We start from the raw sequence: 14,589 nt of genomic DNA on the forward strand, positions 1-14,589 counted from the left end.
CGACCGCGCGGGTTTCGAGATCGGCGATGCGCGCCACGGTCGCCTCGAGCTTGCGGCCTTCCTGCTGATCCTGCGCGATTGCCAAGGCCAGCGTCCGCTTGCTGCGCTCGACGGCTGCAGCCGCATCGCGCATCTGCTGGTCGAGGATCAGAAGGGCCGTCCGGTCTTCCAGCTCTTCGCCCGCGGCGGCCACGCTGCCGCGGAAAAGTGTCACGACTGTCTTGAACATTGGCTACTCCCTGTTATGAGCGTTGCTCACCAACTCTTTGTAGCAAAGAACTTGAACAACGTTCAAGAGAAATTTGAGCAACGCTCAAAATTTGGCTGACATATGTCTAAAGCCTTGGAACGTCGAGAGAAACTTCGAACCGACCTGATCCTGGCGGCGGAGCGGATGATCGCCGAGCGCGGATTGTCCGGTTTGAAAACCCGCGATCTCGCCCGCGAGATCGGCTGCGCCAACGGCGCCGTCTACAATCTCGTGGCCGACATGGACGAGCTGATCCTACGCGTGGGCTCGCGCACGCTGCTTCGGCTCGACGAGGCGCTCAGTGCCGCGGTCAGCCCGGGCGAGGCAGTGCCGCAAGAGACGCTGGTCCGCATCGCCATCGCCTATTGCGATTTCGCGGCGGAAAATCTCCAGCTCTGGCGCGCGCTGTTCGAGCACCGCATGGAGACTGACAAGATCGTCCCCGACTGGTCCGTCGAAGACCAGATGCAACTGTTCCGCCACATCTACCAGCCGCTGGCCACGCTATTTCCGAACCGTAGCTCCGAGGAGCTCGGCATCACCGCGCGCAGCCTGTTCTCGGCCGTGCATGGCATGGTGGCACTGGGACTGGAGCAGAAGCTGGTTGCCGTGCCGCTGCCGGCGCTGCGCGAAGAAATCGCGCGCCTCGTGCGTGCGATGATCGAAGGGTTGATCGCGCTACGGAGCTAGCTGCGCATGGCATGCGCCTTGCCTCCTCATCGTGCAATTCTCTCGAGGAGGCAGCGATGAGCGCATCATCTTTCGACATCAACCGGCGTAGCGTCGTGCTCGGCGGCTTCGGTATCGCCGGGACGACCCTCGCCCCGCGCTTCGCCTGGGCGCAGGGGCGCAGCGAGACGCTGCTGGTGGTGCAGGAGCTCGGGCCGAACTCGCTCGACATGCAGGGCGTCGGCTCCAACCAGACCGTGAACGGCATGTGCTGGAACTGCTACGACCGGCTGCTGACCTACGCCTCGAAGACGCTGCCCGACGGGACGGTCTCGTACGATCGCGACAAGCTCGCGCCCGAGCTCGCCGAAAGCTGGGAGGTTGCGGCCGACGGCATGTCCTGCACCTTCAGGCTCCGCAAGGACGCGAAATTCCACGACGGCTCGCCTGTGACCGCCAAGGACGTCAAATGGTCGTTCGACCGCGCGGTGAAGGTCGGTGGCTTTCCGACCTTCCAGATGTCGGCAGGATCGCTGGAGAAGCCCGAGCAGTTCGTCGTCGTCGACGACCACACCTTCCGCATCGACTATGTCCGCAAGGACAAGATGCTGCTGTTCAACGTCGCGGTCGTCGTGCCCTTCATCATCAACTCCGAGCTGGCGAAAAAGAATGCGACGCCGGAAGACCCCTGGACTTTGGCGTGGCTTAGGAACAACGAGGCCGGCGGCGGCGCCTACAAGATCGAGAGCTGGAAGCCGGGCAGCGAAACCGTGCTGGCACGGTTCGACGACTGGAAGAGCGGCCCGCTGCCGAAAGTCAAGCGCGTGATCGCGCGCGACGTCCCCTCCGCGGGTACGCGCCGCGCCATGTTGGAGCGGGGCGATGCGGACATCTCCAGCGGCTTTGCGCCGCGCGATTTCGAGCAGATCATCAGGGAGGGCAAGGTCAAGGTGTCGGGCGTGCCCATCCCGAACGCGCTCTGGTACGTCGCGCTCAACACCGCGAAGCCGCCGTTCGACAATGTGAAGCTGCGCCAGGCCATCGCCTGGGCGATGCCTTATGAGCAGATCCAGAGTAGTGCGTTCTTTGGGCGTGCCGTTCCGATGTATGGCGGAGCGGCAGAGGTCTCAAAGCCGGTCTGGCCGCAGCCGTTTCCCTATGTCACCGATTTCGACAAGGCCAAGGCGCTAATGAAGGAAGCAGGCTTCGAGTCCGGCCTGGAGACGACCTTGTCGCTCGACACAGGCACCGCGACCGTCGGCGAGCCGACTGCGATCCTGATCCAGGAGAGCCTCGCCAAGATCGGCATCAAGGCGGGAATCGAGAAAATCCCCGGCGCGAACTGGCGCACGACGCTGAACAAGAAGGAGCTGCCGCTCGCGCTCAACCGCTTCAGCGGCTGGCTGGATTATCCCGAATACTACTTCTACTGGAATTTCCACGGCAACAACTCGATCTTCAACATCTCATCCTATCAGAACAAGGAGATGGACGCGCTGATCGACAAGGCGCGGTTCACGGCTGATGCGGCGGAGTACGACCGGTGCGTGAAGGATTTCATCACGCTCTGCATGCGCGACGTTCCCGTCGTTCCGCTCAACCAGCCGATCCACGATGTCGCGATGCAGAAGGCCGTCACCGGCTACGAGTTCTGGTTTCACCGCGAACCGGACTACCGCCAGTTCGCGAAGGGCTAAAGCATGATCCGGAAAAGTGCGCAGCGGTTTTCCGAAAAGATCATGCTTAAACAACAACCTAAAGCGCGGTGACGATTCATCCTAATCGCATCGCGCTTTAGTGCCTATCGACGACGCGCAGCACACCTGACGCCGCGCGCGCCTGCGTAATCGAGAAACCCCGCTCAAGCCGCGCCGCGCTTGCGCGCAGCATTGCTGCGTCGAGCTTGCCCTGCCGCGCCCCGTCCAGGGCACAGGCGAAGACGCGGTAGAACTGCGCGCCGTCATAGGCGACCAGCAGCAGATCGACGCCGGCATTGATCGCCTCGACCACGGCGTTGCAGACGTCGTTCTGGTAGATCGCGCCCATCACGAGGTCGTCGGTCATCACCACTCCCTGGTAACCCCATGTCTCGCGGATGATGCCCTCGACGACGCGCTTCGAATGCGAGGCGGCGCGATCGGGATCGACGGCGGTCAGCGTGACATGGCCGACCATGAGCGCGCTGCGCGAATGCGATAGCACGTCGCGGAACGGGAGCCAGTCGGATGCCTCGAGCTCCCTCACCGGCGTGTCGAGATTGGCGCTGAAATGATGTGTGTCGGCACGCACCCGGCCGATGCCCGGAAAGTGCTTGAGCGTGGCACCGACGCCTGACTGCTCCAGCCCGCGCACATAAGCGCTCGCAATCGTGCTCACGACAGCCGGATCGGTCGCGATCGCGCGCTGGCCGATCAGCGTGTGGAAATCGAGCCGGTTACGCCGCGCCGGTGGCTTGAGGTCGAGCACTGGGGCGAGATTGAGGTTGACGCCGAGATCCGCGAGCTCGCGGCCATGGATGCGGCCGAACTCTTCGGCTTTGGCCTGCTGGCCGTCGGGAGCAAGCCCTGCGAGTGTCGCCAGCGCCGGCACTTTCGTCAGCGGCGGCGCGAGATGCCCAACGATGCCGCCCTCCTGATCCGCAGCAACGACCAGCGGCGGCAGGCCCGCTGCGCGCCTGAGATCCTGGAGCGCGGCGATCTCGGTCCGCAGCGCCTCGACGGTCCTGCCGCGGATATTGTGCCGGGTGACATAGACGCCGCCGATCAACCCCTGCCCGGCAAGGCGCGCGACCTCGGGAAACGAGGAATAGCCGACCATGAAGTGCGGCCCGAGCTGACGCGCTTCCGTCGCGCTGACGCCGAGGACATCGTTCTTGCGCAGCTCGAACTTCAGATGCGCGGCCGACATCAGAACCGGCGGCAGGCACCAGAGCATGACGAGCAGCTTGCCCGCGATGGTACGCCAACGCCCTCTGCGTAGCAGGAGGACGACGATCGCGATGCTTGCGACGACAAGCGCGATGTTTCCGGCGCCGCGCAACGGCACCAGATAAGGATCGTTCTTGTTCGCGGCGGCGAACGCGACGACAGGCGCGGCAAGCCAGAGCAGGATGAGGCCGATACGGCGGAGCAATTGCATGATGCATCACGTGCTGGAAGTGGCGAATGCTTCGCACCTATCAAAGCGATTTGCGCCGGGCGAGAGGCAAAAGGCCGCCTGCACGAAATCTGCAAAAGACTCCTGAAACCGTGCAGACGATGATCCCGCCTTCTGCACAAGAACCCTTCAGACTTCGTGATGCCAACCATCACGAAAGGTCCTCCGGATATGACAAGCCTGGCTTCGACGATCGTAGAAGAGATCAAGCCGATCGGTCATTCCTCGATTTCGGCCAAGGTCGGGCTCGCGCTGCTGCTGGCCGCACTCGCCGACTGGCTGTTCTACGGGCAGCGGATCGGGCTGTCGTTGACGCTCTTTACGATCGCGCTCGCTGGCGTGTCGGCGCTCTTCAATCATGCCGCACTGGACTTGCGCCGCGCCATCACCGGATCGGCCGTTCTCGCCGCCGGTCTCGTGCCTGTTATCGAGGAGCTCAACACGCTGTCGTTCCTGATCCTCGTCGCATCGCTGACGATTGCGTTGCTGCTCGTGACCAATGCGGAAGCGACCGGGCTCGCCGACCGCGTCCGTGCGCTGCGAAGCTTGGTCCTGCTCGGTCCCTTCAGGTTCTTCCTCGATGCGCCCCAGGTCCTCAACGCGTCGGCGTTTACCCGCGGCATCGCGCTGTGGCTGCTGCCTGCCGCGCTCAGCACCGTCTTCGTCGCACTCTTCGCCGCGGCCAATCCGGTGATCGAGCAATGGCTGTCCCTGCTCAATCCGAAACTCATCCTCGAATATGTCAGCGTCCCGCGCGTCCTGTTCTGGGCCGTGATGCTGGCGTTGGTCTGGCCGTTCATCCATGTGCGCTGGCGGCGCAAGACGGTCGTCACCACCGCCGTCGCCGACGTCCCGGTGCCACCGCCGCTCCCGTCCCTCGTCTCGGCTGAATTCCTGGGCCCCGCCACCATCCTGCGCTCGCTGATCCTGTTCAATCTGCTGTTCGCGGCGCAGTCGATTCTCGACGGCATCTATCTCTGGGGGCACGCGGCGCTGCCCGACAACTTGACCTATGCCGCCTACGCCCATCGCGGCGCCTATCCGCTGATCGTAACCGCGCTGCTGGCCGCCGCCTTCGTGCTGGTGGCGATGCGCCCGGGCGGACCGGCCGAGAAATCGAGGGTGATCCGGCCGCTGGTCTATCTCTGGGTAGGGCAGAACGTGCTTCTGGTCGCCTCGTCCATCCTCCGGCTCGACCTCTATGTCGACATCTACATGCTGACGTATTGGCGCATCGCGGCCTTCATCTGGATGGGGCTGGTGGCGCTCGGACTGATCCTGATCGTGACCCGCATTGCTCTCAACCGGTCCAACCAATGGCTCGTGGGTGTCAATCTGATCGTGCTCGCGATCGTGCTCTACGGCTGCTCGCTCGTGAACTTCGATGCCTTCATTGCCGACTACAATGTCGCCCACAGCCGGGAAGCATCGGGGAAAGGCGTGCAGATCGACATGAACTATCTCCTGACGCTCGGACCGCAGGCACTGCCCGCCATCGATAGGGCGATCATGCTCCGGCCCGGCAACCCCGAGAGCTGCCTTGTGTCACGCCGCGACCGCCTTGTAGAACAGCAGCGTCAGGACTTGGCCTGGCGGAGCTGGGGCTTTCGAAGCTGGCGGCTGCAGCGCAGGCTGGACGCGCCGGCGAAGAATCAGCCGGCGGGCTGACGAGGCAGCGGAGAGTTTCTTGGCGCATCGCATTCTCATCGTCGACGACGAAGGCCATATCCGCGAGGTCATCCGCGTTGCACTGAAGAAGGCGGGCATGGACGTGATCGAGGCGCGCGACGGCAGGGAGGCGCTCAGCCGCGCTGCCGCCGACAAGCCCGACCTGATCGTGCTCGACATCGGCATGCCTGAGTTCGACGGCCTCAACGTCTGCCGCGAGATTCGCAAGACCTCCGACGTGCCGATCCTGTTCCTGTCGGCGCGCGACGAGGAGATCGACCGCATCCTCGGCCTCGAGATCGGCGGCGACGACTACGTGACAAAGCCGTTCAGCCCGCGCGAGCTGGTGGCGCGGGTCAATGTCATCCTGCGCCGGCTCAGCCCGCGCAATGGCGAGATCAAGGCTGGGCCGAGCGCGCTGGCGCAAGGTGGCCTGCTGATCGATCCGGAGCAGCATGTGGCGTCGTTCGCCGGCACGCCGCTGAAGCTGACCGCGATCGAGTTCGGCATCCTGCGCGCGTTCCTGACCCGGCCGACCTCGGTGTTCAATCGCGAGCAGCTGATGCGCGCGGCCTATCAGCTCAACATCCAGGTCTCCGACCGCACCATCGACAGCCACATCCGCAACATCCGCGCCAAGCTGGCGGCGCTGAATTGCGAGAATGTCATCGAGACCATCCACGGCGTCGGCTTCAAGCTCGGCCGCTGCGAGACAGCGGCATGAGCGCGGCGCCCGATAAATGGCGACCGTCGCTCGGCCTCGTGATCTTCACGGTGCTGGCGACCGTCGCCGTGCTGCCGCTGGTCGGCCTGTTCTTCTTCCGCCTCTACGACAACCAGCTCATCCGCCAGACCCAGGCCGAGCTGATCGCGCAAAGCCGCGTGCTGGCGACGATCTATGCGCAGGAGGTCACGGCAAGGCTCGACAGTGGCCTGACTCTCGGCGCCGAGGTGCCGCCGAACGTGCTGCCCGACCCCGGCGACCAGGTCACGCCGATCCGCCCCGCGCTTGACCTCACCGCCAATGATTTGTTGCGCCGGCGGCCCGATGCGCAAGCAGCAATCCGGCCGGCACAGCCGGCCTATGTCGAGATCGGCGCAAGGCTGACGCCGATCATCCGCGAGACCCAGAAGGTGACGCTGGCGGGTTTCAGGATCCTCGATCCGCAGGGCGTGGTGATCGCCGGGCGCCAGGAGGTCGGGCAGTCGCTCGCCCATATCGAGGAGGTCGCGGACGCGCTGCACGGGCAGTACCGCGCCACCTTGCGCAACCGCGTGCCGGACAAGCCGCCGCCGCCGATCTACTCCTTCAGCCGCGGCCTCGGCGTGCACGTGTTCTCGGCGATGCCCGTCATCGTCAACAACCGCGTCGCGGGCGTGATTTATACCACGCGGACGCCCAGCAACATTTTCGATCATCTCTACCAGGAGCGGGCCAAATTCGTGCTGGCCGGCCTCGCCGTCATCCTCGGCACGATCGCGATTGGCCTCGTTTTCTCCCGCACCATCACGCTGCCGATGCGCGAATTGATCGATCGCGCCGCGCGGATCGGCCGCGGCGATCGCGAGGCATTTCAGCCGCTCCGGCATTACGGCACGCGCGAGTTCGCCCAGCTCTCGCACAGCTTCCTCGGCATGGCCGAGCAGCTGGCGCGGCGCTCGGACTATATCGCGACGTTCTCGGCCCACCTCACTCACGAGCTGAAATCGCCGCTGACCTCGATCAAGGGCGCCGCCGAGCTGTTGCAGGATTCGGTTCAAGGTAAATCCGAGGGTCTGACGCCGGCCGAGCAGAACACGTTCATCGCCAACATCCTGTCCGATACGCAGCGGCTGGAGGCGATGGCGCAGCGGCTGCGCGAACTGGCCCGTGCCGAGAGCCTGCCGCAGAACGAGCGCACCGAACTCGCACCCGTGATCGCCGACCTGAGAAGCCTCTTTCCGGCAAGCGATATTTCGGCCAGCGGCAGCCTCGACCGCCCCATCGGTATGTCCGGCGAAAAGGCGCTGATCGTGCTGTCGCATCTCGCCGACAACGCGATGCGGCACAAGGCGAGGTCAATCAGGCTGGAGGCGGCCTTCGAGCGCACGACCGTGCGTCTGACGGTGAGCAATGACGGCGAGCCGATCTCGGCGCCGAACCGCGACAGGATTTTTGACGCGTTCTTCACCACCCGCCGCGACCAGGGCGGGACCGGGATGGGGCTTGCGATCGCGCGTGCGGTGATGGCGAGCCATGGCGGCTCGATCAGGCTGAAGCCGACCGAGGCGGGCGCCGCCTTCGAGCTCCAATTCCCTGTGGCCTAGATCGCGAACACCCAGGCGGCAACGATGGTGCCGATGGTGACCAGGCCGGCGATGGTCCAGCCGGCGGCATATTCCAGCTCGGGATGACCGGTCGCCCGCATGATCTCTGCCGGATCGGCGGTATGCTTCTCTGCCATGACAGCCTCGCACGTTTCTTCCCGCGTCATATGTAAGTCGCATCAGCCGCCATTAGGTTCCATCACGGACACGCGAGGAATGACGCAATTAGGTTTGTTCGCCGAACCGCAAGCGGGCCCTGCCGGGCTGCGCCATGCGGACAATTTTATCGATGCCGCCCTCGAGCAGGAATTGATCGGCCGCATCGCAGCATTGCCGCTCCAGCGCTTCCAGTTCGGCGCCTTCGAGGGCAATCGCCGGGTGGCCTCGTTCGGCTATCGCTACGACTATTCGCTGCAGCGGCTGGCCGAGGCGGAGCCGATCCCGGACTGGGTGGCGCCGGTCGCGCGTCAGGTCGAGCAATGGGCGGGGCTACCGAAGGCTACCGTCCGCCAGGTGCTCTGCACCGAATATGAGGTCGGCGTCGGCATCGGCTGGCACCGCGACAAGCCGCATTTTGACAAAGTCCTCGGCCTCTCGCTCGGCGCGGCCTGCAAGTTCCGCTTCCGCCGCCGGAGCGGCGACAAATGGCAGCGCCACACGCTCGAGGCTCTGCCGCGCTCGCTTTACATGATGGACGGCGAGGCGCGTTCGCAATGGGAGCACAGCATCCCGCCGGTCGAGGCACGCCGTTACTCCATCACGTTCCGGACGATGAAGCGAGCCTGACCGGTCGTCCAAAACAAAAACTGCGAAAACAACCCCATGCACAGTAGAACGCCGTGTCCGGCTCGAGCCTCGGCGGCGCCGGACAACGGCTTGACGGATCGAGACAAAATGGCTGCGCCGCGCGGGTCGTCCCGGGACACGCGAACATGCGCTCCAAACGCGGCCACATGCCAAGCCGGACGCCCGTTTCCGCGGCGGCGGCGTGCCGGCCAAGGGTGCCGCGAATTCGCCTCAAGGCCAGCTGAGTAATGAGGCGAATTGAAAAGACAGGCCATATCTGCGAGCCAATATGAGACCCGCAAAGCCGGCATCACCATGAAGAACTATCTGACATTTTTCCTGCTTCTGACCATGACCACAGCCTCCGCGCACGGACCTTTGCCGGCCCGGCTCTCGCCGCCGTCTGATCTCGTGCAAGTGGGCCTGACCGATTCCGACACCACGGCCGGCGGCACCGCGCGGCTGTGTGAGCAGGTTACCTTCGCGCGGGGCCTGCGCTACGGCGAGAGCGAAGCCAACGTGCTCGATGTCGCCGCCAGCGCGACCAAGGCGGATACGCCGCGGCCGGTGCTGCTGTTCGTGGTCGGCGACACTTTTGCCGGCGACCGCGCGGCGCCGGAACTGTCGCGCCAGATCCAGGACCAGGCCATGTGCTTTGCCGCGCGCAACGACATGATCGGGGTGCGCGTCAATTATCGCCTGGCCCCTTCGGCGACCTGGCCGATGGGGGCGACCGACGTGGCGGCGGCGCTGTCCTGGGTTCACGGCAATATCGACCTGTTCAACGGCGACGCCCGCGAGATCGTCGCGGTCGGCTACGGCGCCGGCGCCTTTCACGTTGCGACCCTGCTGGCGCATCCCGAACTCCAGGCCGATCGCGCCGATGTCGCCGCCGTCGTGCTGGTGTCCGGCATTTACCGCGCCGGCAAGGACGCCAGCGACAGCGAGAAGGCCTATCTCGGCAGCGACGCCAGCCAGTACAACAAGCGCTCGGTCTTCCCCGGCATCCTCAACGTCGATGTGCCGATCGTGCTGGCATGGGCCCCAGACGATTCCCCTGCCCTCGTGACGCAGGGCGAGACCCTGAAGAAGACGCTCTGCGGTGCCGGCCATTGTCCGCGCAGCACGCTGCTGCGCAGCCGCGACGGCATCGCCGCGGCGTTCGGCCTCGACGGCTCCGGCGACAGCCTCGCCGAGCCGACGCTGCTGCTGGTGCATCAGCTGGAAGCGCGGGGCCTGCCGTAGCGCAAGTTTTCTTCAGATGGGGCCACAGGCTCGCTCGACCTCTCGCGCTAAACCTTGTGCACAGCTTTGTCACCGGTGGTGACCTTGATATCGGCATAGCGACAGGCGCCGTGGCGGCGCTGGAACGGCGCCACGGCCAGCAGCCAGATTTTCGAGATCGCGTTCGCCGATCCGCCGATATGGGCGGCGTAATCTGCTGCGATGTCGCGTTCCTGCGCCTGCCAGGTTCCGAGGTCCGCCTTCCCGGAACGGACGATTATATGTGTCTCGATCGCGTTCCAGGCGGGTAATGGGCATCGGAAGACCTTGCCTTCAGGCAAATATTCGCTCCAGACATAGGTGAGATCCTGCCCGTCGTCGAACTTCACGCCGATCGACAGATAGTCGTGGGTCGCAGCCTGGTCCTCGGCGACGACGGACGGCAATTGATCAATTTTCCAGCGCCATGCGAGGCGCGGACCGGAGGCCAATGGAAGCGGCAGCGATCTCTCGATGATGCTGACATGCCCCGCGATGTCGCAGACGATCTCGCCATCAGCGCCCTGACTGAAGACTTCCTGCCCACCCCCGAAACCGAGCAGGTTCGACCACCCCGCCGGCAGCCTGCCGCCACGCTCGAGACGCGCAAGCTCGGACTTGAGCTGACCGCCCACGTCGCCATGCGCCAGGAGGCTCTTAATGCCGACGCCGGCATCCCCGCGCCACAGCAGGGCGACACCTGTCATCTTGACATCCGCCTTCCTGTAGATGTCTTCCGGCGTACTCAGTGCTCCGTCCTCGTTGGCCCATTCCGCGGCCGAACGCGCGACCTCAATGCTTCCATCGTGGGCGACCGTCATGGTTCCTGTGTCCAGCATAGGGTTGTACATCGGCCGGAGCCCGCGCGTGCGCGCGTGGAAGATCAGGCCGGGACCGAACCAGAGATCGTGCTCACGCGACAGCCACATGCGACCGTTCAGGAGGAACGTCACCTGCTGGCCGCGCACTGCGTCGAGACCGAGATCGGTCCAGGGCAGATCGGCGCCGTTGATCTCGAACGCCTTGGTGGCGACCAGTTCCGGTGAATTCGCCTTCGCAATGATTTCCTTGATTCCGCTTACGACATCCGCTGGCGCCGGAGCGCTCTGCCCTGCGGCTTGCGCGGTCTGCGATGCGGGACCGGCAAAGGGCAGGACCAGGCCGAGCGCCGATGCGCGTAACATGACATCACGTCGGGAGATTTTCCCGGCCGGAGACGAGAAGCCAAGACAAGCAAAGCACATGCATTCCTCCCTGCCCCTGCGCGACACGGGCGTTTGGCCGTATTCCATCGGGATTCGAATGCTATGCTTTCGTGCCGAATTCAGCCTGCCATGTTGTGCCGACGTGGCCGCCTGTTTGGCGCGTGAGGGCAGATGCGCCAGACCGGTTACACACGCGCGAGCACGCTCGGTCCGATCGCGGAGGTAGTGACTGCGGCCGGGGGATCGATCGAGCGGGTGTTTCGACGCGCCGATCTTCCCCTCGCCTTGCTGGAAGCGCCGGACACGTTGGTGCCGCTGCGCGATCATTTTCGGCTGTTGATGGTGACTTCGCGGGAATTGCACGACGACCTCTTTGCGGCCCGACTCGGTCGCCAGACATCGATGGCGGGCCTCGGCGTTTTCGGCAGATGGGTGACCCAGGCCCCGACCTTGCTCGAGGCGATCCACCGCGCCGGGGCGAGCCTGCCGCACATGCTGCAGAACGCCACGCAGTTGGTCGCGCGCCGTCACGGCAGCGAAATTCGCTGGTCGTATGAACTATCCGACCCTGCGCGCGACGGGCGGCAGCAGAACGAGATGCTCGCTGTCTGGTACATGATTGCCGTCATCAGGCATTTTGCCGGCATCTGGTGGCTGCCTGACAGGATCATCTTCGGGGGCCTGCCAAACCGTCTCCGGTGCCCGATCGGCGAGTTGATGGGTACCGATATTGCTGTTGGCAATGCTGCCAGCGCGATCGTGTTCGATCGGCGGCTGCTGACATCAGTCAATCCAGATATGGCACAGGGCGATGGGCTGACCGCGAGCGAACTCGGGCGTATTTTTGACCTGCCGGATCCGGAAGACCTGCCGGGCCGTCTGTCCGTCCTGATCGAATTGGAGCTGCTCGATCGCCGTCCGACCCTTTCACGCATCGGAAACCGGTCGGGGCTCGCGCGACGAACTCTGCAGCGCAGGCTCGGCAACGTCGGCCTGAGCTACAGCGACCTGTTACGAAACGCGCTGCAGCGCCGGGCGGTGCGGCTGTTGTGCCGGACTGACCGATCGATCGGCGAGATTGCATCCATGCTTGGATATGACGACCCCGCCCATTTCTGCCGGGCCTTCGAGCGCTGGAGCGGCGTACCTCCCACCCGTTGGCGACGTCTGCTCGAATCGCGAGGGCGGCCGGACACGGAACGCGTCGCCAAGATGACCTCGGGCTGGACTGACTAACGCGACCCACGCCTGCCTACTGCCGTGGCGGCGCGTCAGCACGTCTGCCGTTTCATTCGCTCAGCTGTCGCAACCGGCCACACGATCGCCAAACGCTTGACGTAGATCAACTCACCTGGGTGCGGAATGAGCCGACCTCGTTGGGGGCCAACGACAAGGTGTCGAGCATGCGCGTCACCGGCAGAGTGCTGTTCGTTTTGATCGCCGCTATCGCGTCGCTCGGCGCGATGTCCGAGCAACGCCCAGACCAACCCACTTCCGACAAGGAAATCCGCATCGGCAATGTCATGCCGTATTCGGGACCGCTCTCTGAATTCGGCGCGATCGGACAGGCGGAAGCTGCTTATTTCGACATGATCAACGCGCGTGGCGGCATCAACGGTCGCAAGATCCGCTTCATCACGCGCGACGACAATTCCGATCCGGCGGCGGCGCTGGAGCTGACGCGCAACCTGGTCGAGAAGGACGACGTGCACCTGATGTTCGGATCGTTCGGCACCCCCGGCAATCTCGCCACGCGCTGGTATCTGAACGAGAAGAAGATTCCTCAGCTGTTCGTGGCCTCCGGCGATGAGGAGCTGAGCCGGGCGAACGCATTTCCCTGGACCATGGGCTGGCAGCCATCATTTCGGTCGGAGGGGCGGATCTACGCCAACTACATCCAGGCCTATTACCCCAGGAAGAAAATCGTCGTGCTCTGGCAGAACGACCAGTTCGGACGCATGCTCTACAAGGGCATTCAGGAAGGGCTTGGCGACCTGAACCGTCATGTCCTCGTCGACATTGCCTTCGACATCAACGACGAGCATCTCGACGGGCACGTCTCGATCCTCAAGCGCGCGGGCGCCGACATCTTCGTCTTTCTCGGCGTGCCCTCGACGGCGGCCAAGGTGATCAAGCTGGCGGCGTCAATGAATTGGCATCCGGTGTTCATCGTCAACGATGCCTCCGCCTCGATCGCCAATGCGATGGCGCCGGCGGGCCTGGAGAACTCGGCCGGCGTGATCTCGGCAGCTTTTCTGAAGGATCCGAGCGATCCCGCATGGAAGGACGATTCCGCCATGAAGGACTGGTTCGGCTTCATGGACAAGTACCATCAGGTCGAGAGCACGAACAACAGCGCCGCACTCTATGGCTACGCCGCGGCCGAGGCGCTGACGCAGGTGCTGAAGCAATGCGGCGACGATGTCTCGCGCGAAAACATCATGCGGCAGGCGACGTCGCTCAGGTCTTATCAGCCTTCCGTTGCGTTGCCCGACATCAGGATGAACACCTCGTCCAGCAGCTATTTGCCGATCAAGCAGATGCGGCTGGTGCAATTTGACGGCCGGTCGTGGCAGCCTTTTGGGGATGTGATCGAGACGGCGTTCACGGAAGGCGCGGCGCGATGAAGTGACTCACACGGATCTTTTTGCTGGGCCACCCCTCTCCCCCACCCTCCCCCGCAAGGGAGGGCTAGGGAGAGGGGTACCACACGGGGACTCTATCAACGGAAATGACGACACGCCTGCGCGCCCCCTCACGCCGGCTGAGCGAGGCCAGCGCGCTCTCGAGCAGCGAGCGGACGCGCAGCCGCATCGCCGCATTTTATCGTGGTCGGGCCAAGCGCCTTTTCGTTTCATGACGAATGTCTAAGATTGGCATCAACCACCGTTGACCATCCGGAGCCAGCGCCCATGACCGAGACCATCCGCATCAAGCGCTGCAACGCGCGACCCGTGATCGCGCCGATGAACCTGCCGCTCCAGACCTCGACCGGCGCGGTCGCCCGGGCGCCGCTGGTGCTGATCGACTGCGAGACCGACCAGGGCGTCATCGGGCATGCCTACCTGTTCTCGATCACGCCGTCGGCCTTGAAGCCGCTGACGGCGATGGTCATGGAAATGTCAGAGCTGGTCGCTGGCGACGAGCTGCTTCCGTTCGAGATCGAGCGCAAGCTGACCCAGCGCTTCACGTTGCTGGGCCTCGCCGGCTTGCAGCGGCTGGCGCAATCCGGCATCGACATGGCGGCTTGGGATGCGCTGGCCCGCACACGCGGCTTGCCGCTGG

At 64.4% G+C, this 14,589-nt stretch carries 13 protein-coding genes and 1 pseudogene; 10 read left to right on the forward strand and 4 right to left on the reverse strand.

Annotation, left to right across the window (positions count from 1 at the left end):
- Positions 1 to 229 (reverse strand): PspA/IM30 family protein (locus MOV74_RS15390; protein ID WP_404979145.1); only part of this gene is annotated, 229 nt, incomplete at its 3' end.
- A gap of 102 nt (positions 230 to 331) precedes the next feature.
- Between MOV74_RS15390 and MOV74_RS15395 the strand changes: the two genes are divergently transcribed.
- Both MOV74_RS15395 and MOV74_RS15400 read left to right on the forward strand, forming a co-directional pair.
- A complete protein-coding gene (locus MOV74_RS15395) occupies positions 332 to 940 on the forward strand; it encodes a TetR/AcrR family transcriptional regulator (protein WP_246923618.1) in 609 nt (202 codons plus the stop codon).
- Positions 941 to 996: 56 nt separating this feature from the next.
- Entirely contained in the window at positions 997 to 2,616 is a 1,620-nt protein-coding gene (locus MOV74_RS15400) for an ABC transporter substrate-binding protein (protein WP_246923622.1), read from the forward strand.
- A 97-nt stretch (positions 2,617 to 2,713) separates the two neighbouring features.
- Here the strand turns inward: MOV74_RS15400 and MOV74_RS15405 are convergent, their stop codons facing one another.
- Entirely contained in the window at positions 2,714 to 4,057 is a 1,344-nt protein-coding gene (locus MOV74_RS15405) for a glycoside hydrolase family 3 N-terminal domain-containing protein (RefSeq protein WP_246923627.1), read from the reverse strand.
- Between the two features lie 189 nt (positions 4,058 to 4,246).
- Between MOV74_RS15405 and MOV74_RS15410 the strand changes: the two genes are divergently transcribed.
- Genes MOV74_RS15410 through MOV74_RS15420 form a run of 3 tightly spaced genes read left to right on the forward strand, consistent with a single transcriptional unit; the run spans position 4,247 to position 8,050 of the window.
- Positions 4,247 to 5,743: a DUF4173 domain-containing protein gene (locus tag MOV74_RS15410; protein ID WP_246923631.1), complete on the forward strand. Its 1,497-nt coding sequence runs from the start codon at positions 4,247 to 4,249 to the stop codon at positions 5,741 to 5,743.
- A 19-nt stretch (positions 5,744 to 5,762) separates the two neighbouring features.
- Positions 5,763 to 6,467: a response regulator gene (locus MOV74_RS15415; RefSeq protein WP_246923637.1), complete on the forward strand. Its 705-nt coding sequence runs from the start codon at positions 5,763 to 5,765 to the stop codon at positions 6,465 to 6,467.
- Positions 6,464 to 8,050: an ATP-binding protein gene (locus MOV74_RS15420; RefSeq protein WP_246923640.1), complete on the forward strand. Its 1,587-nt coding sequence runs from the start codon at positions 6,464 to 6,466 to the stop codon at positions 8,048 to 8,050. The genes MOV74_RS15415 and MOV74_RS15420 overlap by 4 nt, the downstream gene beginning before the upstream one ends.
- On the opposite strand, the gene MOV74_RS15425 is transcribed toward MOV74_RS15420, so the two are convergent.
- Positions 8,047 to 8,187, reverse strand: coding sequence for a hypothetical protein (locus MOV74_RS15425; protein WP_007597071.1), 141 nt, complete (start codon positions 8,185 to 8,187; stop codon positions 8,047 to 8,049). The genes MOV74_RS15420 and MOV74_RS15425 overlap by 4 nt on opposite strands.
- 79 nt (positions 8,188 to 8,266) lie before the next feature.
- On the opposite strand from MOV74_RS15425, the gene MOV74_RS15430 reads away from it, so the two are divergent.
- Together MOV74_RS15430 and MOV74_RS15435 are read left to right on the forward strand one after the other, a co-directional pair.
- The gene (locus tag MOV74_RS15430) at positions 8,267 to 8,836 is read left to right on the forward strand and encodes an alpha-ketoglutarate-dependent dioxygenase AlkB (RefSeq protein WP_246923645.1); all 570 of its coding nucleotides are present in this window, start codon (positions 8,267 to 8,269) and stop codon (positions 8,834 to 8,836) included.
- Positions 8,837 to 9,151: 315 nt separating this feature from the next.
- The gene (locus tag MOV74_RS15435; RefSeq protein WP_309486807.1) at positions 9,152 to 10,081 is read left to right on the forward strand and encodes a carboxylesterase family protein; all 930 of its coding nucleotides are present in this window, start codon (positions 9,152 to 9,154) and stop codon (positions 10,079 to 10,081) included.
- Positions 10,082 to 10,128: 47 nt separating this feature from the next.
- Here MOV74_RS15435 and MOV74_RS15440 read toward each other — a convergent pair whose 3' ends face one another.
- Entirely contained in the window at positions 10,129 to 11,631 is a 1,503-nt protein-coding gene (locus MOV74_RS15440) for a DUF3047 domain-containing protein (RefSeq protein WP_246923654.1), read from the reverse strand.
- On the opposite strand from MOV74_RS15440, the gene MOV74_RS15445 reads away from it, so the two are divergent.
- From MOV74_RS15445 to MOV74_RS15455, 3 genes and pseudogenes are all read left to right on the forward strand, one after another.
- Positions 11,530 to 12,540, forward strand: a complete 1,011-nt coding sequence (locus MOV74_RS15445; protein WP_246923657.1) for an AraC family transcriptional regulator — start codon at positions 11,530 to 11,532, stop codon at positions 12,538 to 12,540. The two genes, MOV74_RS15440 and MOV74_RS15445, sit on opposite strands and share 102 nt — an antisense overlap.
- 167 nt (positions 12,541 to 12,707) lie before the next feature.
- Complete coding sequence (locus MOV74_RS15450; protein ID WP_246923661.1) at positions 12,708 to 13,931, forward strand: ABC transporter substrate-binding protein; 1,224 nt, start codon at positions 12,708 to 12,710, stop codon at positions 13,929 to 13,931.
- Positions 13,932 to 14,216: 285 nt separating this feature from the next.
- A pseudogene (locus MOV74_RS15455) lies at positions 14,217 to 14,589 on the forward strand (mandelate racemase); the annotation flags it as partial.

It is taken from the genome of Bradyrhizobium sp. SHOUNA76 (genome assembly GCF_023006445.1).
Lineage (GTDB): Bacteria > Pseudomonadota > Alphaproteobacteria > Rhizobiales > Xanthobacteraceae > Bradyrhizobium.